Raw genomic sequence first — 25500 nt, forward strand, 5'->3', positions numbered from 1 at the left:
GAACGGGGCCTATGCTGTGAGACGTGGCGAGCTTCGAGAAAGCACTCGAGGAGAACCCCGCGCCCAAGCGGCTGGGCGATGTCCGCCTGCGCTACGAGCCCGGCCGACTGCTCGGGGAGTCCCTGCCGCCCTCCTTCCTGAGGAGGCAGCTGCCCGGCGCATGCCTGGTGCTGGCGGCCCTGTGCACGGCGGGCGCGGTGGTGGGGGTGTTGCTGGGCGGCACCCACGAGGCAGTGCCCTCCGTGTCCCTGGCGCTGGGCACGGTGGCGCTGGCGCTGGTGGGCTACGCGCTGCGGCTGGAGAGCCAGCTGGGACGGCGCCGCTTCGTGCTGCACTTCCCCACCGAGCGCCTGCGGGTGGAGCAGCTGCGGTGGGCGCCAGGGGCCACGCGCACCCAATGGGTCCCCTTCGACGAGGTGTCCGCCGTGGAGATCGTCGAGCGCGCACCCAAGCGCTACGCGCTGGTGGTGGCGTGGCGCCCGGGTGGCGATCAGGAGACGCGGCGCGCGGTGCTGGTGGAGCACATCGGCGCCACCGAGGAAGAGGCCCTCTTCCGCGTGTGGCGCATGCTCCACAACGCCTTCGGACTCAGGGGAGCTGGCCTCGCTTGAGGGTGAGCTCCACCTCGGTGCCCTCGCCCGGCTTCGACGACAGCCGCACGGAGCCACCGGACTGAACCACCAGCTCCTTGCAGATGGACAGGCCCAGGCCGGTGCCGATGCCCACCGGCTTGGTGGTGAAGAGCGGCTGGAACACCTTCTCCTGAAGCTCCTGGGGGATGCCGCAGCCGTTGTCCGCCACGGTGAGCACCACCTCCTGCTCGCGTGACGTCCACCGCACCTCGATGCGTCCCGAGCGGCCCGTGCCCTCCATGGCCTGCGCGGCGTTGACGATGAGGTTGAGCAGCACCTGGGTCAGCTTCACCGGGCCGAACGTCACCTTCACCGGCTCGCCCATGGTGGTGATGCGGGCGCGATCACGCACCTCGGCGCGCGCCAGCTTCACCGCGAAGGACACCACCTCGGCCACGTCCGCCGAGACCTCCATGTCCTCGCCCCGCGCCTGCGCCCTCAGGCCCAGCGCCACTCCGCGCAGGTGGTCCGCGCCCGAGGCCAGGTCCTGCAGCAGCGACGGCAGATCCTCCAGCACGCTCGCCACTTCCTGCGACGGATCATTCGCCAGGTGCTTGGAGGCGTACTGCACCACGCACTCCAGATCCCTGCGCAGCGAGGCCACGTTCTGCGACAGGTAGCCCACCGGGCCCATCAGCTCGTGCGCGATGCCGGCCGTCACCTGGCCCAGCGTGGCCAGACGCTCGGCCTTCATCATCCGCCCTTCCACCTCGCGGATGCGCAGCTCCAGGCGGGCGATCTTCAGGCCGTCCTCGAGCGCGGCCAGCACCTCGGCGCGGTCCCACGGCTTGACGAAGTAGCGGCTCACCTGGCCGCGGTTCACCGCGTCGATCACCGCCTGCATGTCCGAGTAGGCCGTGACGAGCATGCGCTTGGCGTCCGGCGCCAGCGTGCGCGCGCGCTCCAGCAGCTCCACGCCCGTCATCCCCGGCATGCGCTGGTCCGACAGGATGACGCCAATCTCGTTGCGCTTCTGCTCCAGCAGTGTCAGCGCCTCGGCCGGTGTCGAGCAGCGGAAGATGCGGAACTTCGAACCGAAGTTCGCCTCGAACACCCTCAGGTTGAGCGCGTCGTCGTCGACATAGAGGACGGCGGGGAGGTCAGACGGATTCATGGAATTCCTCTCCGGGCCAGGCCGACCGACACCCTCACCACCCTGCCAACCCACTGCGCCCACGCCCCAAGAGATACCACGTCGCGAGCAAAACCCGATGGGCCGTGTTTCAGGATGTAAGAGAACCCGCACGCGCCGGGGACCCCAGCACGCTCGGCGTCCAGGCCACCTCCCCCACACGAGCGCCGGAGCGACTCAACGAGGAGGCATGGGAGCCATCGAAAGCTCTGTCGCCTGCTCGCCTACCTGGGCCTGGGACTCCAGCGCCTGTTGGACCGCATCCAGCGATTCGAACCACCGCTGGGGAAGGTTGCCCAACAGCGACAGGACGACGGCGGGGGTGTCGTTCTCCCGGGCCAGCCAGACGAGCTGCTCCGTGGAGAGAGGAAACACGGCTCCCAACAAGGCCTCATGGAGCGGCTGGGCCAGGGGCGAGGGGCCCCCCATGCGCGTCTCCAGTTCCTTCACGCCCTCTTCGAGCAGGGTGCGTCTCGTGTCGTCGTCGGTCATCGAGGCCAAAGTTAAGCAGCTCACGAAGGACTTGCGTGTCCTTTTCAGTGCCTACCCAGCAAGCAGGTGTGCAACCCACATGGAGACGACCCCCATGGCCGTCTCCCACCTCGACCCCCACCGTAATCCCGGGACCCTACACACGACCCGAGGAGGGACGAGATGGCTGACAACAAGGACCCGAGCTACGCGGAGCACATCGAGCACGTGCAGGCCACCCATCCGGATCCGTGGCCCGGCATCAAGGGGCGCTCCGAGGAGCGTGAGACGGAGCTGCCCACCGGCACGAAGCGCGAGGACCAGGCCAGCGTCACCGATGCCCAGCGCCGGCTGGAGCACGAGATGCACGAGGAGCAGAAGGAGCCGACCCGCGAGTGACGGGCGGCGAGTCCCGGGCGGGCCGCCGGGGAAGGCGACCCGCCGGGACGGCGGTGGCTAGAACAGCAACCGCATCGGGTGCTCGAGCAGGTTCTTGAGCTCCCGCAGGTACTCGGCGCCGATGGCGCCGTCGATGACGCGGTGGTCGCCCGAGAGCGTCACCGTCATCATCTTGCGCACCACCATCTGCCCATCACGCACCACCACCTTGTCCGAGACGGAGCCCACCGCGAGGATGGCCGCCTGGGGCGGGTTGATGACGGCGATGAACGAGTCGATGCCGTACATGCCCAGGTTGGACACGGTCAGCGAGCCGCCGGTGTACTCGTCCGGCTTGAGGCCGCGCTTGCGGGCCCGCTCGGCCAGGTCGCGCGCTTCGGCGGAGATGGCCGACAACCCCTTCTTGTCCGCGTCGCGGATGATGGGGGTGATGAGGCCGTCCTCGATGGCCACCGCGATGCCCACGTCCACCGTCTCGAAGTGCAGGATGGTGTCACCGTGCAGCGAGACGTTGATCTTCGGGTAGCGGCGCAGCGCCATGGCCGAGGCCTTCACGATGATGTCGTTGACCGACACCTTCGACTCGAGCGCCTTGGCCTCCTCGCGGATCTTCAGCGCGGCGTCCATCTCCACGTCCACCGACAGGTAGAAGTGGGGCACGCCGGGCTTCACCTCGGCCATGCGCTGGCTGATGACCTTGCGCATGGTGGTGACAGGCACCGACTTCGGCTCGGGACGCACGCCCGGAGCCACGGCGGGAGCCTTGCGAGCGGCGGCCGGAGCCGGCGCCTGGGTGAGCGCCTTCTCGATGTCGCTCTTCACGATGCGGCCGTGCGGACCGGAGCCACGCACCTGGCTCAGGTCCAGACCGCGCTCCCGGGCCATGCGCTTCGCGAGCGGACTGGCGCGCAGGCGTCCCCCCGGCGTGGGAGCCGGAGCCGCGGCCTTGGGCGCGGGCGCCGCGGAGGGCGCCGGAGCCGGAGCAGGCGCGGCGGCCTGGGGCGCGGCGGCGGGCGCCGGAGCGGCGGCCTTGGCGCCCCCCTTGCCGGCCAGGAACGCGATGGGCGCTCCCACCTTGGCCATCTGGCCTTCCTGCACGACGATGCGAGCCAGCACACCGTCGTCGTAGGCCTCGACCTCGAGGTTCGACTTGTCCGTCTCCACCTCGGCGATGGCCTGACCGGAGGAGACCTTGTCGCCCTCCTTCTTGAGCCACTTGACGAGCTTGCCCTCCGTCATGGTCGGGGAGAGCGCGGGCATCACCACGGGGATGCCGTCTCCCCCACCGGCGGGAGCGGCCGGCTGCGCGGCGGGCGCGGGAGCCGAAGCGGGCGCGGGAGCCGGAGCGGGCGCGGCGGCCTTCGGGGCCTCGGCCTTCGGAGCGGCGGCGGGCGCGGCGGCCTTGGCGGCACCCGCGTCGACCTTCTCTCCCTTGGCACCGAGGATCGCGATGGGCGAACCCACCTTGGCCATCTCGCCTTCGGGAACGACGATCTTCAGGAGGTAGCCGTCGTCATAGGCTTCGATCTCGAGGTTCGACTTGTCGGTCTCGCACTCGGCGATCGCCTCGCCAGAGGAGACCTTGTCGCCCTCCTTCTTGAGCCACTTGACGATCTTGCCCTCCGTCATCGTCGGAGAGAGGGCAGGCATCTGGATGGGCGTGGCCATACGGTTCTCAGGCTCCCTCGCGGTAGAGGACCTTCTTCACGGCGGCGACGATCTTGGGCGCGTCCGGCTGGATCGCGTTCTCCAGGTTCGCCGCGTAGGACATGTTCACGTCGAGGCCGGTCACGCGCACGACGGGAGCATCCAGGTCATCGAAGCCCTTGGACTGGATGATGTCCACCACCTGCGCGCCCACGCCGGCCAGGGGCCAGCCCTCTTCCACCACCACCGCGCGGTTCGTCTTGCGCACCGTGGCGAGGATGGCCTCCTCGTCCAGCGGCCGCAGCGTGCGCAGGTCGAGGATCTCCACGGAGATGCCCTCGGCCTCCAGCTGCTTCGCGGCCTCCTCGCAGAAGTAGTACATGCGCGACCAGGTGATGAGGCTGACGTCCTTGCCCTCGCGCTTCACGTCCGCCTTGCCGATGGGGACGATGTGCTCGCCCTCGGGCACCTCGCCCTTGAGGGCGTAGAGGCGCTCGCCCTCGATCATGATGACGGGGTTCTCGTCACGGATCGCGGACTTGAGCAGGCCCTTGGCGTCCGCCGGGGTGGCCGGAGCCACGACCTTGAGACCCGGGAAGTGGGCGTAGGTGGACTCCAGCGCCTGGCTGTGCTGGCTGGAGAGCCGGCCGCCCGCGCCACCGGGGCCACGGAACACGATGGGGCAGCGCAGCTGGCCGCCGGACATGTGCCGCAGCTTCGCCGCGTTGTTGACGATCTGGTCCATCGCCAGGATGGCGAAGTTCCAGGTCATCATCTCCACCACCGGGCGCAGGCCCACCATCGCCGCGCCGACACCCAGGCCCGTGAAGCCCAGCTCGGAGATGGGCGCGTCGATGATGCGCGCGCTCCCGAACCGGTCCAGCAGTCCCTGCGACACCTTGAAGGCGCCCTGGTAGCGACCCACTTCCTCACCAATGAGGAACACGTTGGCGTCGCGCTCCATCTCCTCGGCGAGCGCCTGGTTCAGCGCCTCGCGGTACATCAACTCGGCCATCTTTGGCTCCGAATGCGAAATCCGTAGGTTGAGAAGTCAGTGTGATGAGGAAGAACTAGCGCTTGAGGCCCGCGGCCTTGTCCGCCTTCTCGGCCTGCTCGCGCGGCTCGAGGTCCCACGTCACCTTCAGCTCCTGGCCCGACGGGTACTTCGGCCAGTTCGTCACCTTCACGCCCAGCACGCGCTCGCGGGGGCGCACGTCCTCCTCGCCCTCCTCGACGATGGTGTCCTTCCACAGCTCGTCCAGGCTGGGCTCGGGCGACTCGTCGGCGAACTTCACCGCCGCGTCCACCTGCTGCTTCACCTCTTCCTCGATGGCGTCGAACTCCTCCGCCTTCGCCAGCTTCTGGGCGATGGCGTAGTCCTTGAGGCGAGGGATGGGGTCGTTCTTGCGCTCGTCCTCCACCTCCTGCTTGGTGCGGTAGGTGGCGGGGTCGGCCATGGAGTGGCCACGGAAGCGGTAGGTGTTGGCCTCCATCAGCACCGGGCCGTTGCCCGCGCGGATGTACGCGGCCGCGTCCTTCACCGCCTCGTACATCTTCAGCACGTCCATGCCGTCCACGGCCTCGTGGCGCATGCCGTAGGCCTCGCCACGCTTGTGGATCTCCGGCACCGCCGCGACGCGCGCGATGGCCGTGCCCATGCCGTAGCGGTTGTTCTCGCAGATGTAGAGCACCGGCAGCTTCCACTTCACCGCCATGTTGAGCGTCTCGTGGAAGATGCCCTGGTTGGCCGCGGCGTCACCGAAGTAGCACACGGTGATGCGGTCCTCGTTGCGGTAGCGGCTGGCGAAGGCCATGCCCGCCGCCAGGCCGATCTGCGCGCCGACGATGCCGTAGCCACCGTAGAAGTGGTGCTCGATGTCGAAGATGTGCATCGAGCCGCCCTTGCCCTTGCTGTAGCCACCGGTGCGGCCGAAGAGCTCCGCCATCACCATGCCCGCGTCCGAGCCACGCGCCAGCGGCTGGGCGTGATCGCGATAACCCGAGAGCATGTAGTCATCCGGGCGGATGGCCTCCTCGACACCGGCCGCTACCGCCTCCTGGCCGATGTACAGATGGCAGAAACCGGCGATCTTCCCCAGACCGTACTGCTGGCCCGCCCGTTCCTCGAAGCGGCGCATGAGGTACATCTTCCGGTACATCGTCAACAGCAGGTCTTTCGAGTACTTGCTGGCCACCGCCAATGCCTCCGTACGATGAGACCGCCCCCCCAGCGTAGAAGGGCGGCAGACACGCCGTGCGCCTCATAGCGCGCGGCAAGGGGACTGCAAGGGCTTTCGTGCAACAAACAGATGGGTGAGTCCTGAGCCCCACCTTTGGGCGCGTTGCGTCACGGCTCGTGAGAGAAGTGCGGCACCGAGACGATCTCGTCGAGCAGGACCACGGGCCTACCGGAATGGTCGGTCGCCAGGTGGACGACCTTGGCCTCCGGGAAGCGGCGCAGGTAGTCGTTGGCGTGCGTGGGCTCGTTGTCGAAGGCGGCGATCACCCGCCCCAACTCTCCCAGCCGGGCATGGGCCTCGCGCTTGAAGGCATCGTCGTTGTCGCGCTCGGAGGGCTTCATCAGCAGGTGCACCCGCCCCTCTCCAGGCACGGCCAGGCCGTTGCGGCGCATGCACTCCACGGTGCCCGCCCGCATGCCCTCGTGGCGACCCGTGACGTAGGCCAGATGCGCCCCGGTGGCCACCACCGCGTGGGTGAAGGCCGCGGCGCCCTGGGTGGCCACGTCGTCCACGCAATACTCATTGGTGAAGAAGCGCTCCAGCCAGAAGGCACGGACCGAGGGGAAGTGGGCCTCCACCTCCTCCTCCGTCAGGCCGCACCTGCGCATGGCGCCCCGCATGTCGAAGCCACTCTCCCAGTGGTGCGGCTCGCAGGAGCCCAGCTTCTCCACCGCCCGGGCCAGGCCGAACTCCCGGAGGATGCGCGCCTGGCGGGGACGGTTGTCGAAGAGGGTCGAGTCCAGGTCGAAGGCGAGCACCGCCTGGGCACCGAGCGAACGCGCCTCGTCCAGGATGGAGCGCAGCGTGCTCTGCCAGCCCTCCCGGACGCGGGTCTTGAGATCCGAAGCCATGGACCTCTCTATAGGGCACCCCGCGCCCGGATTGCGCGGAATTCGGACGATCAGGCGGCCGAGCGCAGGGGCTCGGGCCGGAAGGGCTGCTCCGGGGGAGACAGGCGCAGCATCCGCTTGATGCCATTGCGGTCCATCACCAGCCGGACGAGCTGCAAGGAGACCCGCTCCTGCCCCGCCTCCTGGACGATGAAGCGGAAGGCCAGGTCCACCTGGTAGCTCTTGGCCCCGCGCACGCGCCCCACGGAGAAGTCCTCCAGGTCCACGTACTCCAGCGCGTACTCGGGCTCGTCCATGTCGCGCAGGAAGCGCTCCACGTTGAGCCGGATGATGTCGGTGATCCCACTCACCCCCCGCTCGGTGCGCGGCAGCAGCTCCACGTCCAGCACCACCTGCTTCTGGTAGCGGATGACCGTCTCCGTCAGCTCGCCCTGGGACACGGTGATGAAGTCGTCCCGGGACCGCAACGCGGCCACCTCGGGAGGCACCCGCACCGCGCGCCCGTAGTCCACCTTCTCCTCGCACGTGCCCAGGCACTTCTCCGTCACCGGGTCCACGATGCCCGCCGTCCTGTCGTACAGGTGCCGCGACGCCACCTGGCTGAAGATGCGGCGCATGCCCTCCTTGATGCGGTCCTTCATCATGTAGCCCACCACCATGATGAGGAAGAAGTTGAGGCTGGCCTGGGTGAAGCGGACCTGCGCCCAGAAGGCCACCGACGTCGCGAAGGCCATGGCCACGCCCGCCGCGAGCGCGAACAGCACCTCCTCCCAGCCCTGGCGCTTCTGGTTCCGCCGCGCCGACAGGAAGAGGATGTTCATGCAGAACTTCTTCAGGAAGCCGAACCGGTGCATGTACTCCTCGTTGTCACCGGTGGGGCTGATGACCGAGCGCAGCTGGTTCGCCTTGCGGTACTGCTCCTCGCGCAGCACCTCGTCCATCAGCGCCTTGCGCAGCTCGATGTAGACGCCCGAGCGCGGCAGCGCGTCCATGTCCGCCACGGCCTTGCGGAAGAACTGCTCCACCGTGAGGCTCATGTACTCGTCCACCAGACGGATGGAGGCGCGCGTCTTCTCCTGCAACCGGTAGCGGTTGGCCGAGCGTGCCCACGCACGGAAGCGCTCCAACACCCGCCGCGCGCCATCGCTCACCGTATGCGACTCGGCCTCCAGCCGCGCGCACGTGGCCTCTCCCGAGCCTCGCGCCAGTCCCTCGCACTGCTCGTCCACACCGTTGGCGAAGCGCCGCAGCGCCCCACGGAAGATGCAGGACAGCAGCTTCGCCTGGTAGACGAGATCCGACTCGCTCACGAGCCCCGTGAGCAGCCCCGCCTCCAGCCGCGCCAGGGGCGTGCCGTCCGAGGACAACAGCTCCGCCAGGCTCATCACCGGCGTCTTGAAACGCACGTAGTTGTGGATGTCCGCGTAGAAGGCCGCCCGCGGGTACGTCTCCGCGTCGATGTTCAGGCTCGTCGGCAGGAAGATGTACGTCTCCACGAGATAACGCGTCTCGTCGTCCGCGCCGGAAGGCTGGTACTCGAGCTTGATTTCGAACTGCTTCCGGTCGTGGACGTCCAGCCGGTTCTGCAACAGAGGTGCGGGAGACGGGGACACACCCGCACTCTAGGTCACGAGTCTGTCACGTCCTAGTGACCCCCAGGCCAGGGCCGCTGGTCTGTTGATGGGACTCCAGATCGGCTCCGCCCGATGGACACACACATCCACCCACCAGGGAGCTACCGGGCCCAGCCTTCCCGGGCCAGCAGGGCCGACACGCGGGAGCGCACCTCGTCGCGAATCTCCCGGACCCGCTCCACGGGCTTGCCCTTGGGATCCTCCAGGGGCCAGTCATCGCGCACGAGCCCCGGCACGTAGGGGCAGGCTTCACCGCAGCCCATGGTGATGAGCATGGAGGCCCCCCGCGCCAGCTCATCGGTGAGCCGCTGGGGCTTCGCACCCGACAGGTCGATGCCCACCTCGGCCATGGCCGCCCGCACCTCCGGGTGGACACGCTCCCCGGGCTGGGTGCCAGCGGAGATGGCCCGGGCGCTGGCGGGGTTGGCCAGCGCGTTGAAGAAGGCGGCGGCCATCTGCGAGCGCCCGGCGTTGTGGACACAGGCGAAGATGACGGTCTTCATGACTACCCCTGGGTGCCCGTCCGGGAGCCCTGCTTCTGGCTGTCGGAGGGCGCCTCGGGGGCCGCGGCCGCGGGGGCCGTCTGGGACGCGTGCGCCTTGGGCCGGGCGTTCCACAGGGTGAGCATGAGGAGGCCGCCAACGGCCGAGAAGCCGATCATGCTCGGGCCCCAGGCGCCCCAACCGAAGTTGTCCAGCATCCAGCCCATGCCCACGCCCACCACGGAGCCACCGACGTACTGCATGCCGTCGAACATGCCCGCCGCCGTGGCCGCGGCCTTCTTCCCGCCGAAGTCCATGGACGAGGTGCCCGACAGCATCGAGTGCACGATGCTGATGGAGAAGGAGTTCACCACGAAGGCGGCGATGACCAGGTTGAGGCTCGGCGCCTTCCAGATGATGGCCATGCACACCACCTGGAGCACGTAGCCGATGAAGGCCACGGGCGGCCGGCGCGCCTTGAAGAGCAGGTCGGACATGATGCCCGCGCAGAACGCGCCCGCGATGCCCGCCAGCACCACGCCCGTGGCGCCCTTCTGGAAGATGGGGCTGTCGAGCGACAGCTTCTGCGCCTCCTGCATGTAGCGGGGGAACCACTGCTCGAAGCCGTGGCGCACGAAGCCGGTGCAGAACTCGGCCGCCGCGATGGTCAGCGTGACGGGGTTGGTGAAGACCACCTTCGCCACGTACTTGAAGTCCACCTTGCCGGTGTACCCGCTGGAGGCATCCGCCGTGTCCAGCGCGGGCAGGCCCGCCTCGTCCGGCGCGTCACGCACCCAGAGGAAGGTGAGGAAGCCCAGCGTCGCCATCACCAGCGCGGGCACGAAGAAGACGAACTGCCAGGGCAGCGCCAGCACCAGCAGCGGCCCGATGAAGTAGATGAGCGCCCGGCCACCTTGGATCATCGAGCCGAAGATGGCGGAGAACACGCCGCGCTCGCTGATGTGGAACCAGCCCGAGTTCACCTTGATGAGCGCCAGGGCCGAGTAGGACTGGAAGTACATGTTCAGCGACCAGACCGTGGCCAGGTAGCCGAGCAGCACCGTCCCCGTGCCCAGGAAGCCCAGGTACGCCCCCAGACCGAAGGCGAGGTTGAACACCACCGCGCCGCCCGCGCCCACCAGCATGGCCTTGCGCCCGCCGATGCGGTCCGCCAGCGGCCCGTTGAAGATGGCGGACAGGCCGTAGATGAAGGTGGCCGCGCTGATGATCGCGCCCACCTGCGTCTTGTTCCAACCATACGTCTCCGACAGCCGGGCGTTGGCGAAGGAGAAGTTGTAGCGGCCCATGTACATGGCCGCGTACATGGTTCCAAGCGTGAGCCAGTTCTGCGCGCGGCGAAGGCGGAAGGCCCGCGAATACTCCGGCCGCGGCGTCGAGGACGAGGGGGCTGCGTCGTGCATGTCGCCGGGCACCCTACCCGCCCGGCGGGCTCCCGACAATCGCACCCGCCTGGATCAGGGCTGCTCGGCCAGCAGCCGCAGGATGGCGATCTCCGTCTTCGCGTCCGGCACCTCGCCGCGCCGGCACATCGCCAGCAGCTCGCGGATGGGCCTCCACTGCAGGTGCGTGCCCTCCTCCAAGGGGGAGCCGTCCCCCTGGGGCACCCCGGGCTCCTTGCCCGTCACGTCCACCGCCGCCGGGAACACCTTCTCCGACAGGATGCCCGGCGCCAGGAAGAAGCCCGCCCCCAGCAGCTGGATTTCCTCCGGCTTCACCTCGAACCCGGCTTCCTCGAGCACCTCCTCCGCCGCCCGGTGCCTCAGGCCCGCCTCGCCCTTGTCCTCCGGCTCCAGCAGCCCCGCGACGATCTCCTCCACCCGCAGGTACGAGGCCCCGTCCGGCACCGTCATCTCCTTGCCCCGCCGGAAGTAGGCAGCCGGCCTCAGGTTCATCCGCGTCAGCACCTCCAGCCCCGACGCACCGCGGCGGTAGACCAGCACCGCCACCGCGTCCAACCTCGGCCGGTCCACCACGTCCACCCGGTACACCTTGGACGCCGTTCCGTCCGCGCGCCGGTTCTGACACCTCAGCCGCCGCACTCGCAGAAAACCCTCGTCGCACTTCGCGGTCGACGTGAAATCCTCGATGATCTCGATATCGGTCACAGCAGAATGACTGCTTGGTCGCATGGCCGTTCCCTTAACGGAGAAGCCTGACGTAGGGGCGTTGCTTGCCCACCCAGGGATCATCTCGTACCTTGGGCCGTCGTCTACGCTCAATTTCTTCAATCCCCCCGGATCCGCCCTCGAATGCGACGTCTCCCGCTCGGCCTCTTGTGCGCCCTGCTCTCGGCCTCCTGCATGCCCGTCATGGAGGGACAGGACATTGATCTCAGCGGACAGGAAGTCCGGCTCACCTTCCTCCATACGGCGGACATCCACTCACGGCTCGTCCCCTATGACTTCGCGCCGCTGAAGACGGATACGGACCTGGGCCTCATCCCCGAGGCGGGCCCCTTCGGTGGGGCCACCCGGCTGGGCGCCATCCTCAAGCGCGAGCGCTCGCGCGCCGAGCGTGTGCTGCACCTGGACTCGGGGGACTGCTTCCAGGGCGCCCCCATCTTCAACGTCAACAGCGGCGAGGCCGAGTTCCGCTTCCTGTCCAGGATGCGGATGGACGCGGCCGTGATCGGCAACCACGAGTTCGACGCGGGCCTGGCCAACTTCGTCCAGAAGGCGCGCGACTTCGCCACCTTCCCGCTGATGGCGGCCAACTACTACTGGGACAGCCCGAAGGATCCCGGCAACGAGCAGGCCGCGCTCAACACCGAGCCCTACATCATCCGCAACGTGCAGGGCCTGAAGGTGGGCATCATCGGCATGGCCAACATCTCCTCGCTCAACTCGCTGGTGGAGGGCGGCAACTCGCTGCAGGCCACCCCGCTGGAGCAGAACGAGGCGGCGCGTGCCTACGTGGAGATGCTGCGCCCGGTGGTGGATCTCATCGTGGTGGTCAGCCACCTGGGCCTCACCGAGGACCAGGATCTCATCCGCGGCTACGAGGCCTACTACGAGTACGAGCGCGCCCGGCCCTTCATCGAGCGGGACCACGATCAGTGGAAGGTGCTCGAGTGGGCGGACCCGGAGCTGGAGGGCAACCCCAAGGCGGTGGTGAAGGTGTTCATCCCCGGCGTGTCCGGCCTGGACGTCATCCTGGGCGGCCACCTGCACGTGGTGCTCAACCCGCCGCAGGAGCTCACGGATCCCAGCGGCCGCAAGGTGGTGGTGGTGCACTCGGGCGCCTTCGCCAAGTACGTGGGGCGCGCGGACCTGGTGGTGAAGGTCCCCAAGGCCGAGGAGCGCACGCCGGATGGCGCCGAGGTGAGCAGCCACTCCTACCGCGCCTTCCCGCTGGACGGCCTGTGGTGCAACGAGCCCATGCGCGCCTGGTACATCGACAACTTCTGGAACCCCGGAGAGTTCATCAACGCCGAGGGCGTGCGCGAGGCCATCGCGGAGTGCCAGCAGCAGGAAGACCGGGAGACGACGGACCTGCTCCAGCCCTACCTGCTGGGCATGGACTTCAACCTCCAGCTCACCTCCATCTTCTCCTACGCGCCGACCGACGTGGCCCGCCGCAACACCTCCTCGGGCGGTGACTCGCCGCTGGGCAACATCACCGCGGACTCCATGCGCAAGCGCCGCGCGGTGGAGGCGGAGATGGCCCTCACCAACTCGCTGGGCATCCGCGACAACCTCTACGCGGGCGTGGTGACCCAGGAGTCCATGTTCAACGTGTTCCCGTTCGAGAACACCATCAACATCATGTACCTGTCGGGCACGGAGATTCAGGAGATGTTCGACTTCGTGGCCGAACGCTCCGCCAGCCGCGGCTGCGTCAGCCAGGCGCAGATCTCCGGCGCGCGTTTCACCATGGACTGCGCCCAGGTGCAGCTCAACGACCTGCGCATTCCGTGCGACCCCGCGAAGAACGCCACGGACTGCCCCCAGGAGAACCGCGAGAACCACGCCCCCTGGCAGTGCATCGCGGACCAGGACGGCGAGCGCTGCTACGCCCACCCCGCCACGGACATCTCCATCAACGGCAGCCCCATCAACCCCAACGGCATGTACCGCGTGGCGGTGAACGACTACATCGCCAAGGGGGGCTCGGGCTTCAACGTCCTCAAACGCAACACCACGCGCCAGGAGACGGGCATCTCCCTGCGCGACTCGCTCATCGGCTACATGCAGAACTTCTGCACCTGCGATGACATCAACGCGGGCCGCGAGACGTCCAAGACGGGCGAGCGCTGCGGCACGCTCATCAAGGGCCAGTGGGTGGTGGATGACAAGACGCGCAACTTCTGCGTCAAGGCCCAGGAGTTCGAGGACGCGCTGGCGCGCACGGTGGGTGACTGCACGTGCCGCCAGTTGCTGAACATCCCCCCCGAGGAAGCCGCCGCGCGCTGCCACGTGGAGAACCTGGATGCGGAGACGATCCAGAGCACGTGCAACGTGCCCACGGGCCCGTACACCGGACGCTGCAGCTGCCGCGACGCGCTGTCGGGTGCCCAGGAGTGTGGTTCGGTCACCCGGCAGCTCGAGACCTTCTGTGAGAACCCAACCGAGATGCCCATCGCCACCGCCATCGAGGATGGCCGTATCGGACGGAGGGTGAAGTGATGAAGAAGCGTTTCCTGCTCCTCGCGGCGAGCGCCGCCGCCGCGTCCGGCTGCTACGACGTGGAGTCTCCCACTCCGCCGGGGATCGGCTCGTTCCGGGTGGTGGTGCAGAGCGTCACCGCGGTGACCCCCAGCGGCGGCACCCTGCCGCTCGACGTGGTCCCCGCCTGCATCTCCCGCTTCGGCGGCACCAGGACGGAGCACGTGCCCCTCGAGGCGCGCGGCAAGGAGGACTGCCGCTACGTCATCCCCCGGGGCCCGGTGGAGATGCTGGTGGACGTCACCGCCCTGGACAAGGCCGGCAAGCCGCTCGACTTCAACGGGCCGGTGAGCTTCAAGGTGGTGCCGGGCGATCTCTCCGGCGACGACTACAGCTACTACTGGATGACGCTGTCGCGCGGCCGTGGCCTCGGGAAGATGCGCGCCCAGCACATCTACGGCGACGTGCGCGTCTGGGCCATGGACGAGCCCGTGAAGCTCAACTACGCCAACGGCGCCATCAAGGGTGACCAGACGAAGCTCCCCAAGGAGCCCGCGTCGCGCACCTACGCCGCCGGCGCCTCCTCGCCCCTGCTGTTCGCCGAGCCCACGCTGGCCTCCGTCCAGACGCCGCAGCTCTACGACAACACCACCTCGCCCTTCGTGACGAAGTTCGTCACCGTGGGCCGGGCCCCAGAGTCCGGCTCCATCCTGTACCAGAACTGCCCCGCCGTGGACCTGGACAAGGACGGCAAGCCGGATCCGCAGCCGCCCGTCACCCTGCTGGTGACGGGGACGGATCCCTCGGGCTTCTTCGTCACGGACATCACCGCCTGCCGCGTCCCCGAGGACGTCAGCGCGGCCGCGCAGGTGGCCGTCCCCGAGCCCAGCGGCTACCTGCCCGGCAGCTACGCCTCGATGTTCGTCTACAACTACAGCTACCCCGAGGGGCTCGACCCGGGGGATCTGCTGTGGACGCTCTCCGGCTCCATCCAGGAGTTCACCTCCACCACGCAGCTCACCTTCCCCTCGTGGACGGTGCGCGAGCACGTGCGCCAGCTGCCGCTCGACCAGTGGGACAAGTACCTGAAGCTCAACCCGCCGGTGGAGATCAACCTGCGCCACTGCGGGCTGAAGAACGAGCTGGCGTACACCAACGTCGACGGGCTCTGCGGCTACTACACGAGCAACCTGAAGATGGAGAGCCTGGAGTCGGGGCTGGTGAAGGTGCGCCACGTGCGCTTCCCGCAGGTCTTCAAGGACTGCGACTTCAACGGCGATGGCGAGGTCCCCTTCTTCTGCAGCAAACGGGGCGCGTGGAGCTTCTGCGGCGACGTGGAGCCCGAGGACATGGACGAGATCCAGTGCAACATCGACTGCACCATCGGCACCGGCGCCTACCAGCGCACCGTCTGCGCCGAGCGCAGCCAGCACACCGGCTACGGCCAGTTCGTGGTGGAGATGACGGGCCCGGGTCCGTACGCGGCCGGCCTGGATGACTCGCTGCCCCTGCGCGGGCAGGAGGTCGTCCTCTCCAACACCCAGTCCAGGCCCATCGCCAAGGGCTACCCCGAGGGCGAGCCGATCACCGTCTGGTGCGACCTCGACACGTACGTGCGTTTCGGCCCCAGCACCGCCACCACCGCCACCGACAAGGACACGCTGCTGCCGGCGAAGACGCGGCGGGACGTCACCGTGCGCGCCGGCGAGGGCTACGTGGCCTTCCTGGCCAAGGAGGCCCCGTCCACTCCTCCTCCGGGGTCCGCGCCGCCCAGGTGCTTCGTGGGCAGCAGCACGCGCACGCGTCTGATGCTCGTCACCCAGGACGCGGTGCCGGACCTGAAGGTGGACTGCGACGAGAACGACGCGGACGCGGACAGCGCCCAGCAGTGCCGCTTCCTGCGCGGAGCCACCTATGACGTGGTGGGCCACCTGCGCCAGGTCCAGCCGGCCCGGCCGCGCTGGATGGTGATGCCGCGCGACGCGGACGACCTGTGCTGCCATCCGGGTGAGGGCATGGAGTGCCCGCGCCCGCTGAAGTCTTGTGAGTGAAGTAGTGCCATGACGAAGTGAAGCGCCCCGTTCCCAGCGGGGCGCAGGGAGGGGCGGCACCCCCCGCCGCCCCTTGGAGGGACTTTGAAGAAGACGCTGCGCACGCTGGCCCTGACCGGGCTGATGACCCTCTCCATGCCCGCATGGGCTGGAGACTTCGTCGACACCCGTCTGTCGTTCGCCTTCGCGGACGACAACGTATTCGCCAACGCGGGCGAGACGACGCCCAACAGCCCCACGGCCCGCTTCGGCGCGGGCATCCAGAACACCCAGTTCTACGACAACTTCAACACCCGGTTCTCCGGCTTCGAGACGCTGTCCAACATCGTCCTCTACAAGAAGATGCCGGCGTTCTTCGAGGGCCTCACCACCGAGGCGGCCCTCACGGTGCTGTTGCTGGAGCGGCCCTCGGGCGGAATCGACCTGAGGGACAACTCCAGCTACATCCGCCTCAACTACCGGCCGCCGGGCTGGGGCGAGAACGAGGGCCTGTCCCTCACCGGCTTCCCCGTGTCCGCGGACCGCTTCCGGCTGGGCTATGCCTACCGCATCTCCTGGGGCGGCAGCGGCATCTTCACCACCCGCGCCACCGCGGCGGGCGTGCCGGGCGCCAAGCTGCAGCTCACCCGCGACAAGTGGTACGCCTTCGCGGGCGCCAAGACGGCGCTGGTGCTCAACGATCTCATCAAGGAGCAGGAGACGCTCTACGGCTTCATGGCCGGCGCCGGATGGGATCCCTTCGAGACGCTGCGCGTGGAGGCCGGTGGCGGCTACTTCCAGAAGGGCATCGTCCCGGGCCTGGCCGCGCTGGGCGTGGAGGCGCCGGTGAACTCGGCGGGCGTGTCCGCGCAGATCGTCCACCACGTGGGCGTGCCGGTGGGCACCAGCGTGGACTTCCGGCTGTACCGGAACGATCCGGACGTCTACCAGCGCTTCTTCGCCCCGGAGCAGTACCCGGGTGGGCTCTCGTACTCGGTGTCCCTCGAGGGCAGCTACCTGGTGCAGACGCTGTCGGATCCGGACGTGTTCGGCCGCACGGTGCCGCAGGAGGCCACCGCGGTGGCGCTGCAGGCGCGCGCCAAGTGGAACTACTGGCGCTTCCACGTGCTGGGCCTGTACCGCGACCTGTCCTTCATCCAGTTCGAGGTGCCCGGCCTGCCGCCCTTCACCGACTTCCCGAACGGCACGGAGCTCAAGCCGGAGATGTTCATCGCCGCGGGCGCGGACTTCCACATCCCCGCGCTGCACTTCACCCCGGGCTTCATCCTGGGCGTGCAGCAGCCGGCGACGTTCCGCAGCCCCGAGCCGCTCTTCGGCGGCAACAACCCGCCCCCGGGCCTCACGGGCACGCGCACCGTGGTGGTGCGTGACGTCAACGTGCTGAGCATCCTCCCCACCACGTGCGGCAGCGACAACAGCACCTGCGAGGCCGAGCCCATCATCTCCGCCAAGGGCACCTTCCGGTGGGACCTGTCGGAGATCGTCTCCGCGGTGGGCGAGGTCTATTACACCTACGACGCCAACCGGACGACCTTCCGGGACGACGTCTTCGGCGTGGCGCAGCCCAGCTTCGAGAAGCCCCACGCGCTGGGCTTCAACATGCTGCTGCAGGCGCGCTTCTAGGCGGCCCGCGTCGAGCCGCTCCACCGAGGCCTCGGGTTCCGCGGAACCCGGGGCCTTTTCATGTTCACGACGGCGGAACTGGCCTCCGGAACGTGAGCGCCCGGAGCAGACGCCGTGTTACAGACGGCTGGCATGGATAGCGATCAGCTGTTGTCGTCCTTCGTGAAGTTGCTCGTGTCGGACGCCGAGCGCTCCGCGCGGTTCTACGAGGCGCTCGGGTTCAAGCGCATGCACGCGGAGCCCCCCTTCATCCACCTGCGCTGGGAGAACCAGGCGGAGGTGTACCTGGTCGCCGTGCCCTCGGCGGTGGCGCTGGAGGGCCGGCGGGGCGTGGGCGTGCTGCTGGGCTTCCGCATCGGCGCCACGGGCCTGAACGAGGTGGCCGAACGGGCCCGGGCGCACGGCGCGGGCGTCGAGGGCCCCACCGTGCAGCCCTGGTACACGCGGGAGATCATCGTCACGGATCCCGACGGCTACCGGCTGAACTTCATCGAGCCCGTGTAACCACCGCGGCCCTGCCTCACGGAGAAGGTGGTGGGGTGGGGTTGCAGGAGTTCGTGCCGCCGATCGCCACCACCTCGCAGCCGTGCGAGTCGACCGTCCGAGTGTAGGGCGGAGCCCCATCGCAGATGCCGTCGCATTTCGAGATGTCGTCCGTGGCGACCCAGCCGCCGGTCCGGAAACAACTGCAGGACGGTGTCTCGATCGGGCAGCAGAAGCCGCCCCCCATGGGGGCGGCCTGGAGCGTGGAGCCACCATCCCCCATTCCGCCATCCCCACGGATTCCACCATCCACCGGGACCTCATCCGGCGGCGTGAGGTCATTGCAGGACACCAACAGGACGAAACCGAGCAGGAGCGCTCTCCTCATCACTTCCTCCAGTGCGGCCTCCCCGGCCGGGGGCCGGGACGAACCATGACAGCACTGCTCCTGCCCGGACCAGGACTTCCCGGCTCAGACGCCCGCGAACTGCACACCCTCGAAGACGAGGGTCGGCGTGCGCATCGCGCTGTAGGCGAACGGATCATTGCCCACGGCCACCAGGCGCTTCCAGAGGTCCATCTGGTTGCCGGAGATGTTCATCTCGCTGATGGGCTCGGCGAGCTTCCCGCCGCGCACGCGGAACCCCTGGACGCCGAGGGAGAAGTCCCCCGTCACGGCGTTCGAGTTGCCGCCGAGGAAGCCCGTCACCAGGATGCCCTCCTTCAGGTCCGCCAGGAGCGCGGCCTGTCCCTTCTCGCCGAGCTTCCAGGAGAGGTTCGAGGCGCCGCCGGTCGTCGGGCGGGTCTTCAGCTTGCGGCCGTAGTAGCTGTCGATGAAGTAGGAGCGGAGCACGCCCGCCTCGAACAGCGGCAGGGGCTTCGCGGCGATGCCCTCGCCGTCGAACAGGCGTGAGCCGAGACCCCGCTGGATGTGCGGATCGTCCGTGAGCACCAGGCGATCGCTGCCCACCTTCTGGCCCTGCTTCCCGTCGAGGAACGAGCGCTTCTGCTGGAGGGCCATGCCCGTCATGGGCCCGAGCAGCATCGACACGAGCCGGCCCGCGGCGCGGTTGTCGACGGCCATCGTCAGCACGGCCGACGCGCCCTTCGCCGCACCGAGGCGGCCCAGGGCGCGCTCTCCGGCCCGGCGGCCCAGGGTGGTCGCGTCGGGCAGGTCCGCGAAGAAGCGCGCGACGGCGAAGTCGCTCTCCTCCGGCCGGCGCCCGTCCGAGTCCTTGGCGCTCACGTCGGCGGAGGCGAAGAACTGGGTTCCGCGGATGCCTCCCTCGAAGCCGTTCGAGCTGACACGGTACGTCTCCCGCAGGACGTCTCCGAAGGCGGTGGTGACGGACAGGATGGCGCCCTTCGTGTCGACCGCGCGGGCGGCCGCCTCCAACTCCCGGACGATGCGCTGGCGCTCCTCGGCGCTGAGCTTCGCCTGATTCGGATCCTCGATCGCCAGGTCCACCTCCATGCGGCCCGCGTACAGCTCGGGCTCCGGCAGCCGGCGGTGCTCGTCACGCGCCAGGGCGCGCGTCATCGTGACGGAGTCGGAGATGAAGCGCTCCAGCGCCTCCGGACGCAGGTCGCTCGTGGACACCGCGGAGTAGCGCCCGTCGACGTAGAGCTGCACCGACAGCCCCCGCGTCGTGGCCTCGGAGATCTTGTCCAACCGGCCGTCGCGCCACTGCACCTCGACCTCGCGGGTGCGGCCGGCGTTGGCCGCCACCTCGGAGGCTCCCTGCTTCTTCGCGAGGTCGACCGCCTGCCGCGCGACTTCCGCCAGATTCGTGTTGTTCGTCGTGCTCATGTCGGCCCCCTTCACGCGTTGCGTCCGCCCACGGTGATCGACGAGACCCGGACCGTGGGGAGGCCCTGGGACACCGGCACGCCCTGGCCGTCCTTGCCGCACGTCCAGCCGCCCTCGTCGATGACGAGGTTGTCGGCCACCATGTCCACCTTCTCGAGCACCCGCGGCCCGTTGCCGATGATGTTCACGTCCTTGATCGGCCGGGTCAGCTTCCCGTCCTCGATGAGGTAGCCGTTCTTCACGTAGAAGGTGAAGTCGCCACCGCCGATGTTCACCTGCCCGTTGGTGAAGTTCGAGCAGTAGATGCCCTTCTTCACCGACGCGATGATCTCCTCGTGCTTGTGCGGGCCCGGGAGCATGTACGTGGAGCGCATGCGCGGCAGGGGCGCGTGGCGGTAGCTCTCGCGGCGGCCGTTGCCGGTGGGCTTCACCTTGTAGTGCTTCGCGGAGATGGAGTCGTGGAGGTACGTGGTGAGCACGCCGTTCTCCACGAGCATCGTCTTGCCCGGCACGTTGCCCTCGTCGTCCACGTTGATGGCGCCGCGCGCGTACTCGTTCGTGCCGTCGTCGACGATGTTCACGAAGGGGTGCGCGATGGGCTTGTTGATCTTGTCCGAGTAGATGGACGTGCCCTTGCGGTTGAAGTCGGCCTCCATGCCGTGGCCGATCGCCTCGTGCAGGAGGATGCCCGACGAGCCCGCCGCGAGCACCACCGGCAGCTCGCCCGCCGGAGGCTGCACCGCCTCGAAGAGGATGGTGGTGCGGCTCACCGCCTCGCGCACGATGCGGTCGAGCCGCTCGGGCGAGTAGAAGTCGAACCCGGCGCGGCCCGCGACGTTGTAGCCGTTCTGCTCGCGCTTGCCGTTCTGCTCGGCCACGCACGAGAGGCCCAGCAGCGTCATGGGCTGGAGGTCCTCCACGAGCCGCCCGTTGCTGTCGGCCACGAGGACGGCGCCGTACTCATTGGAGAACGAGAGGCTCACCTTGACGATGCGCGGGTCCGCCTTGAACGCCGCCGCGTTCAACCCCTCGAGGAGGGGCAGCTTCTGCTCGGGACGCACGGCATCCCAGCCCACCTTGAGCGCGTAGCGCTGCGGCAGCTCCTTGAAGAGGTGGAAGCTCTGGGGGCCGGGCCGGGAGGGGCCATCGGCGATCGCCGCGGCCGTCCGGGCGGCGCTACGCATCGCGTCGAGGGTGAGCTCCTCGGTGTAGGCATAGCCCGTCTGGTCGCCCTTGACGACGCGCACGCCCACGCCGAGCTCGACGGAGGTGAACGCCTTGTTCACCGAGCCGTCCTCGAGCGCCATGGAGGTGGAGATGCGGTGCTGGAAGAACAGGTCGCTGTAGTCCCCGCCCCGTGACAGGGCGGCGGCCAGCGTCTCGCGGATGAGGTTCTCGGTGACGCCGAAGCGGGCGAAGTACCCGATCGAATTCGAAGGTCCGTCCGAGCCACCGCCCAGGCCACCCGGGCCCGCCTGCTGGGTGGTCGCACAGCCGATCAACAACTCGCCCGCTCCCGCCATGGCCATTGCCGCGGTACCGAGGCCCACGAAGTCACGTCGCGTCATTCCGGTTTTTCCTCTCGCCATGGCTCTCCTCTAGGGAAGTGCACCACGCACTCGGAGCGTAACCCCCCAGGCGTGGGAGTATTCCGGAAATCCGCCGCGCCTCATCGGGCGTGAGTTACACGACAGAGAACGGACCGGGCGACAGCGGGTCGCACCGGTCCGTTCGGGTGCCGCTCACGACGCGGAGGTCATGCGCACCACCTCGTCGAAGGAGGTGAGGCCCATGGCCAGCTTGCGCACCGCCGCCTCGCGCAGGGTGCGCGTGCCACCCCGGCGCGCCGCCTCCAACATGTCGTGGTGCCCGGCGCCGCGGGAGACGAACTCGCGCAGCTCGTTGGACATGTTGACGATCTCGAAGGCGCCCGTGCGGCCCCAGTACCCGGTGCCGCGGCAGCGGATGCACCCGGCGCCCTTGACGATGCGCACCCCACCCGGCAGCAGCGGGATGGGCGCGCCCAGCATGCTCAGCTCGTCCGGCGTGAGCGTCGTCGGCTGCGCGCAGTGCGGGCACACCCGCCGCATCAGACGCTGGGCCATGATGCCGATGAGGCTCTGGGCCAGCAGGAAGGGCGGCACCCCCAGGTCCTTCAAGCGCGCCACCGCGCCGATGGAGTCGTTGGTGTGCAGCGTGGAGAGCACCAGGTGGCCCGTGAGCGCGGCCTGGATGGCGTTCTCCGCCGTCTCCGCGTCGCGGATCTCTCCCACCATGATGACGTCCGGGTCCTGACGCAGGATGTGGCGCAGCGCGTTGGCGAAGTCGAGCCCCACCTTGGGCTGCACCTGCACCTGGTTGAAGCCGTCCCACACCATCTCGATGGGGTCTTCGATGGTGGTGACGTTCACGTCCGGACCGGCCACCGCCTTGAGCGCCGAGTAGAGCGTGGTCGTCTTGCCGCTGCCCGTGGGGCCGGTGACGAGGATGAGGCCGTGGGGCTGGTCGATCCAGTTCTCGAAGACGCTCTTCTCCTCCGGATCGAAGCCGAGCTGGGCGATGTCCTGCACCAGCGTCTCCGGATCGAAGACACGGATGACCACCTTCTCGCCGAAGGCGGTGGGCAGGGTGGAGACGCGGAGCTCCACCTCGCGGCCATCGCGCTCGGTCTTGATGCGGCCGTCCTGCGGCTTGCGCTTCTCGGAGATGTCGATGCGCGAGAGCGTCTTGATGCGCGAGATGATGGGCGCGTGCACGCCCGCCGGCAGCGTGTACACGGGGTGCAGCACGCCGTCGATGCGCAGGCGCACCAGCGAGGTGGTGCGCTTGGGCTCGACGTGGATGTCCGACGCGCGGTTGTCGAACGCGTAGCGCATCAGGTAGTCCACCGCCTGCACCACGGGCTGGTCCGCCGCGTCCAGTTCCTGCCGGCCGCTGAGCGAGACGAGCTGCTCGAAGTTGCCGATCTGCGACACGTTCTGGGGGTTGGCGCCGAAGTCATCCGCGGCGCGAGCCAGCGTGCGCTTGAAGCCGTAGATGTCCGCGATGGCCTTGAGGATGTCCCCCTTCGCCGAGAGCACCGGCTCGATGGGCATGCCGGTGAGCACGTGGAGCCCCTCGAAGAGCTCCTTGTCGAAGGGGTTGGCCACCGCCACCAGCAGCCGGCCATCCTGGCCCTTCTCCAGGGGCAGGATGAAGTGCTTCTGCGCGAAGGGCCGCGACACGGTGCGGGTGGCCAGCGCCATGTCCAGCTTGAGCGGGTCGATCTTCCGGTGGGCGAGGCCGGCGGCGCGGGCCACCAGCTCGCTGATGCGGTCCTCGTCGAGCACCCCGCGGTTGTCCGCCAGGGGCACCTGGAAGGCGGCGACGATCTCCACCGGCGACACCTCGTAGCGCGCCGCGTCCTTGCCCACCACGCCCTGATTCTTGAGGACGCGGGCGCGAGCGGCCTGCTCACGCGCCAGGATGTTCTGCGCCTGGTCGGACGTGAGCACCCGCTGCGCGACGAGCGCGTCGAGGACGAAGGAAAGGGTGAAGTCTGTCTTGCTCCGGGAGGGAGCGGGCGAGGTCACAGGCGCTGGCAACGGCGTCTCCTGGCGGCCACGAGGAACAAAGCAAGGGCGCCGAGGAATCCCGGCGCGTTCACGGCGGAGCCCTGGCAGCCACACCCGGGGCCCGCCGGCCCACCCGGGCCCGTCCCACTGTCGGAGGGAGACGGGATGGGACCCGTCCCGGCATCGGGGCTCCCCGGACCCGGGCAGAGCGGGCAGGAGCCACCGTCATACGAGCCGGTCCCCACGCACTGGCCAGCGTTGCAGGTGGAGCCACCCGGGCAGTCATCCTGGGTGCGGCACGAGGGCAGGCATCCGCTGGTGCCATCGGGGAAGGGAGCGCACTGGAGTCCCGAGGCACAGGTCCCCGCGGTGCAGCTGCGCACGCACAGGGTGGTGTGATTGGGGCCCACCGTCTGGCAGGAGGAGCCCTCGGGGCAGGAGCACGTGGTCGTCCCCGCGCAGGTCTGCGAGCAGAAGCCCTGCGGATGGCCGTTCACCTTCAGGCACAGCTGGCCCGTGCCGCACTGCGCGCTGTCGTCACAGGGCTCGCCGATGACCACGCCGGAGTTGCGCACGGGGGCGCACACGCCCTCGCAGACGCGGCAGGCGGAGCCGGCACCGCAGTCCGCGTCGCTGTAGCACTTCGGGATGCAGAGGTTGCCTCCGGGCTGGCTCGCGCAGACGTAGCCCTCGCGGCAGTCCGCGAGGGTGTTGCACTGGTCGAGGCACATGTTCGAGGTGGCGTTCACCTGGGTGCAGACCGAGCCCGTGGGGCAGGCACCGACGCCGGAACCACAGTTCTCCGAGCAGTAGCCGCCGTACCAGGCCGTCCCCGTCGAGGGCAGCACCACCGGCTGCTGGCAGTAGCCGTACGCGGAGCCGCAGTTCTGGTTCTGGGTACAGGCGTTGCCCACCTGCGTGGCGTAGTCCTTGTCCGCCGGCAGGCACGCGTACCGGAAGCCCGGCACCGCGGTGGACGACTTGCACACGAAGGGCTCCGGGCACTCACCGGGGGTGGTGTTCGTGCAGCCCTTGGTGCAGAAGTTGTAGGCCACCTGGCCGCCCGTGTTCTGCGGCGTCACGCAGGTGAACCCGGTACAGGTGCCGGCCGCCGAGCACGGCGCGGACACGTAGTTCGGCGTCGTCGGATAGCGTTTGCACAGCAGGTCGAGGTCGTACTGGCTGAGCGCGCGCCGGTTGCCGCCCACCGGCAGCTCGTTGGACATCACCGCGTTCGTCACCTCGTACGAGAGGCCCAGGCCCTGGCAGAACCCCACCGCCTGAAGCAGGTACGTCTGCAAGTCGTAGAAGCCCGCCTGCGTGGGGGTGGTGGTGGACCATTTGATGTCCCCCGTCCCGTTGATGAGGATGTCGCACTGGTACAGGTAGCCGCCGTAGTCGAGCGGCACGGTGATGAAGGGCCGGGTGCCGAGCAGGTCGCGGTAGAGGGGATCATTCTTGTCGGTGATCCACACGGCGGCCACGCTGTAGCGGTCGTTCAGGTTGCGCGGCTCGGCGACGGTGGGCTGGCTCAGCCCCGCGTATCTGAAGGCAGTGGTCGCACAGGTGGCGTTGTCCCAGGTCTGGAACGCGTTCTTGACGGCCGTCTCCACCAGCGACAGTTGGATGCCCGCCGGCTGCGCGTACCGCGAGTCCACGTAGTACTCGAAGGGGTTGTCCTTCGTGTTGAGCATCCGGAAGTTGGAATAGTTGTAGGCCTGGGCCAGAGCCACCTGGCTCCAGACCAGCACCCCGAGCAGCACCACGCCGCGCAAAAGCCCGTGCCTCATCTTGAGGACTCCTCGGTCCACCCGGAGCGCCAGGGGACGCACGCGTGCTCCCCTCCCCCTCCGGCATTCAGTGGAC

General features: G+C 68.7%; 21 protein-coding genes. 6 read left to right on the forward strand and 15 right to left on the reverse strand.

All coding sequences use genetic code 11. From position 1 onward, the window contains the following. Positions 1-23: 23 nt before the first annotated feature. A complete protein-coding gene (locus tag NR810_RS25735; protein ID WP_257456148.1) occupies positions 24-611 on the forward strand; it encodes a hypothetical protein in 588 nt (195 codons plus the stop codon). Here the strand turns inward: NR810_RS25735 and NR810_RS25740 are convergent. After that, positions 589-1746, reverse strand: coding sequence for a sensor histidine kinase (locus NR810_RS25740; protein ID WP_257456149.1), 1158 nt, complete (start codon positions 1744-1746; stop codon positions 589-591). The two genes, NR810_RS25735 and NR810_RS25740, sit on opposite strands and share 23 nt — an antisense overlap. Before the next feature lie 195 nt (positions 1747-1941). Then, entirely contained in the window at positions 1942-2256 is a 315-nt protein-coding gene (locus tag NR810_RS25745) for a DUF2795 domain-containing protein (RefSeq protein ID WP_257456150.1), read from the reverse strand. A gap of 162 nt (positions 2257-2418) precedes the next feature. Between NR810_RS25745 and NR810_RS25750 the strand changes: the two genes are divergently transcribed. Continuing rightward, positions 2419-2634: a hypothetical protein gene (locus tag NR810_RS25750; RefSeq protein ID WP_257456152.1), complete on the forward strand. Its 216-nt coding sequence runs from the start codon at positions 2419-2421 to the stop codon at positions 2632-2634. 57 nt (positions 2635-2691) lie between these two features. Here NR810_RS25750 and NR810_RS25755 read toward each other — a convergent pair whose 3' ends face one another. From NR810_RS25755 to NR810_RS25790, 8 genes are all read right to left on the reverse strand, one after another. Continuing rightward, positions 2692-4302 (reverse strand): pyruvate dehydrogenase complex dihydrolipoamide acetyltransferase, encoded by a 1611-nt coding sequence (locus NR810_RS25755; RefSeq protein ID WP_257456154.1) that lies wholly within the window; start codon positions 4300-4302, stop codon positions 2692-2694. Between the two features lie 7 nt (positions 4303-4309). Further along, positions 4310-5296, reverse strand: coding sequence for a pyruvate dehydrogenase complex E1 component subunit beta (locus NR810_RS25760; RefSeq protein WP_257456156.1), 987 nt, complete (start codon positions 5294-5296; stop codon positions 4310-4312). A 55-nt stretch (positions 5297-5351) separates the two neighbouring features. Next, a complete protein-coding gene (gene pdhA, locus NR810_RS25765) occupies positions 5352-6476 on the reverse strand; it encodes a pyruvate dehydrogenase (acetyl-transferring) E1 component subunit alpha (RefSeq protein WP_257456158.1) in 1125 nt (374 codons plus the stop codon). A 152-nt stretch (positions 6477-6628) separates the two neighbouring features. Next, on the reverse strand, positions 6629-7372 hold the full coding sequence (locus NR810_RS25770; RefSeq protein WP_257456159.1) for an HAD family hydrolase: 744 nt from the start codon (positions 7370-7372) through the stop codon (positions 6629-6631). A 50-nt stretch (positions 7373-7422) separates the two neighbouring features. Next, on the reverse strand, positions 7423-8985 hold the full coding sequence (locus tag NR810_RS25775; protein WP_257456161.1) for a hypothetical protein: 1563 nt from the start codon (positions 8983-8985) through the stop codon (positions 7423-7425). A gap of 122 nt (positions 8986-9107) precedes the next feature. After that, positions 9108-9509 (reverse strand): arsenate reductase/protein-tyrosine-phosphatase family protein, encoded by a 402-nt coding sequence (locus tag NR810_RS25780; protein ID WP_257456163.1) that lies wholly within the window; start codon positions 9507-9509, stop codon positions 9108-9110. A gap of 2 nt (positions 9510-9511) precedes the next feature. Then, on the reverse strand, positions 9512-10909 hold the full coding sequence (locus NR810_RS25785) for an MFS transporter (protein ID WP_257456164.1): 1398 nt from the start codon (positions 10907-10909) through the stop codon (positions 9512-9514). Positions 10910-10963: 54 nt separating this feature from the next. Next, the gene (locus NR810_RS25790; RefSeq protein WP_257456166.1) at positions 10964-11638 is read right to left on the reverse strand and encodes an NUDIX hydrolase; all 675 of its coding nucleotides are present in this window, start codon (positions 11636-11638) and stop codon (positions 10964-10966) included. A gap of 120 nt (positions 11639-11758) precedes the next feature. On the opposite strand from NR810_RS25790, the gene NR810_RS25795 reads away from it, so the two are divergent. From NR810_RS25795 to NR810_RS25810, 4 genes are all read left to right on the forward strand, one after another. Beyond that, complete coding sequence (locus NR810_RS25795) at positions 11759-14134, forward strand: bifunctional metallophosphatase/5'-nucleotidase (protein WP_257456168.1); 2376 nt, start codon at positions 11759-11761, stop codon at positions 14132-14134. Beyond that, positions 14134-16164 (forward strand): hypothetical protein, encoded by a 2031-nt coding sequence (locus tag NR810_RS25800; RefSeq protein WP_257456169.1) that lies wholly within the window; start codon positions 14134-14136, stop codon positions 16162-16164. The genes NR810_RS25795 and NR810_RS25800 overlap by 1 nt, the downstream gene beginning before the upstream one ends. Positions 16165-16287: 123 nt before the next feature. Further along, complete coding sequence (locus tag NR810_RS25805) at positions 16288-17787, forward strand: hypothetical protein (protein WP_257456286.1); 1500 nt, start codon at positions 16288-16290, stop codon at positions 17785-17787. 132 nt (positions 17788-17919) lie between these two features. Further along, positions 17920-18291 (forward strand): VOC family protein, encoded by a 372-nt coding sequence (locus NR810_RS25810; protein WP_257456170.1) that lies wholly within the window; start codon positions 17920-17922, stop codon positions 18289-18291. A 16-nt stretch (positions 18292-18307) separates the two neighbouring features. Here the strand turns inward: NR810_RS25810 and NR810_RS25815 are convergent, their stop codons facing one another. From NR810_RS25815 to NR810_RS25835, 5 genes are all read right to left on the reverse strand, one after another. Continuing rightward, positions 18308-18658 carry a hypothetical protein gene (locus tag NR810_RS25815; RefSeq protein WP_257456172.1) on the reverse strand — a complete coding sequence of 117 codons (351 nt, stop codon included), beginning with the start codon at positions 18656-18658 and terminating at the stop codon, positions 18308-18310. A gap of 84 nt (positions 18659-18742) precedes the next feature. Further along, positions 18743-20080 carry a TldD/PmbA family protein gene (locus tag NR810_RS25820; protein ID WP_257456174.1) on the reverse strand — a complete coding sequence of 446 codons (1338 nt, stop codon included), beginning with the start codon at positions 20078-20080 and terminating at the stop codon, positions 18743-18745. 11 nt (positions 20081-20091) lie between these two features. Continuing rightward, positions 20092-21648 (reverse strand): TldD/PmbA family protein, encoded by a 1557-nt coding sequence (locus NR810_RS25825; protein ID WP_257456182.1) that lies wholly within the window; start codon positions 21646-21648, stop codon positions 20092-20094. Positions 21649-21822: 174 nt separating this feature from the next. After that, entirely contained in the window at positions 21823-23664 is a 1842-nt protein-coding gene (locus tag NR810_RS25830) for a GspE/PulE family protein (protein WP_257456184.1), read from the reverse strand. Then, positions 23649-25424, reverse strand: coding sequence for a Dickkopf N-terminal cysteine-rich domain-containing protein (locus NR810_RS25835; RefSeq protein WP_257456185.1), 1776 nt, complete (start codon positions 25422-25424; stop codon positions 23649-23651). Before NR810_RS25835 ends, NR810_RS25830 begins: the two co-directional genes overlap by 16 nt. Between the last annotated feature and the right edge of the window lie 76 nt (positions 25425-25500).

Origin of the sequence: Archangium lipolyticum, from assembly GCF_024623785.1 — a bacterium.
In the GTDB taxonomy this organism is placed as follows: domain Bacteria; phylum Myxococcota; class Myxococcia; order Myxococcales; family Myxococcaceae; genus Archangium; species Archangium lipolyticum.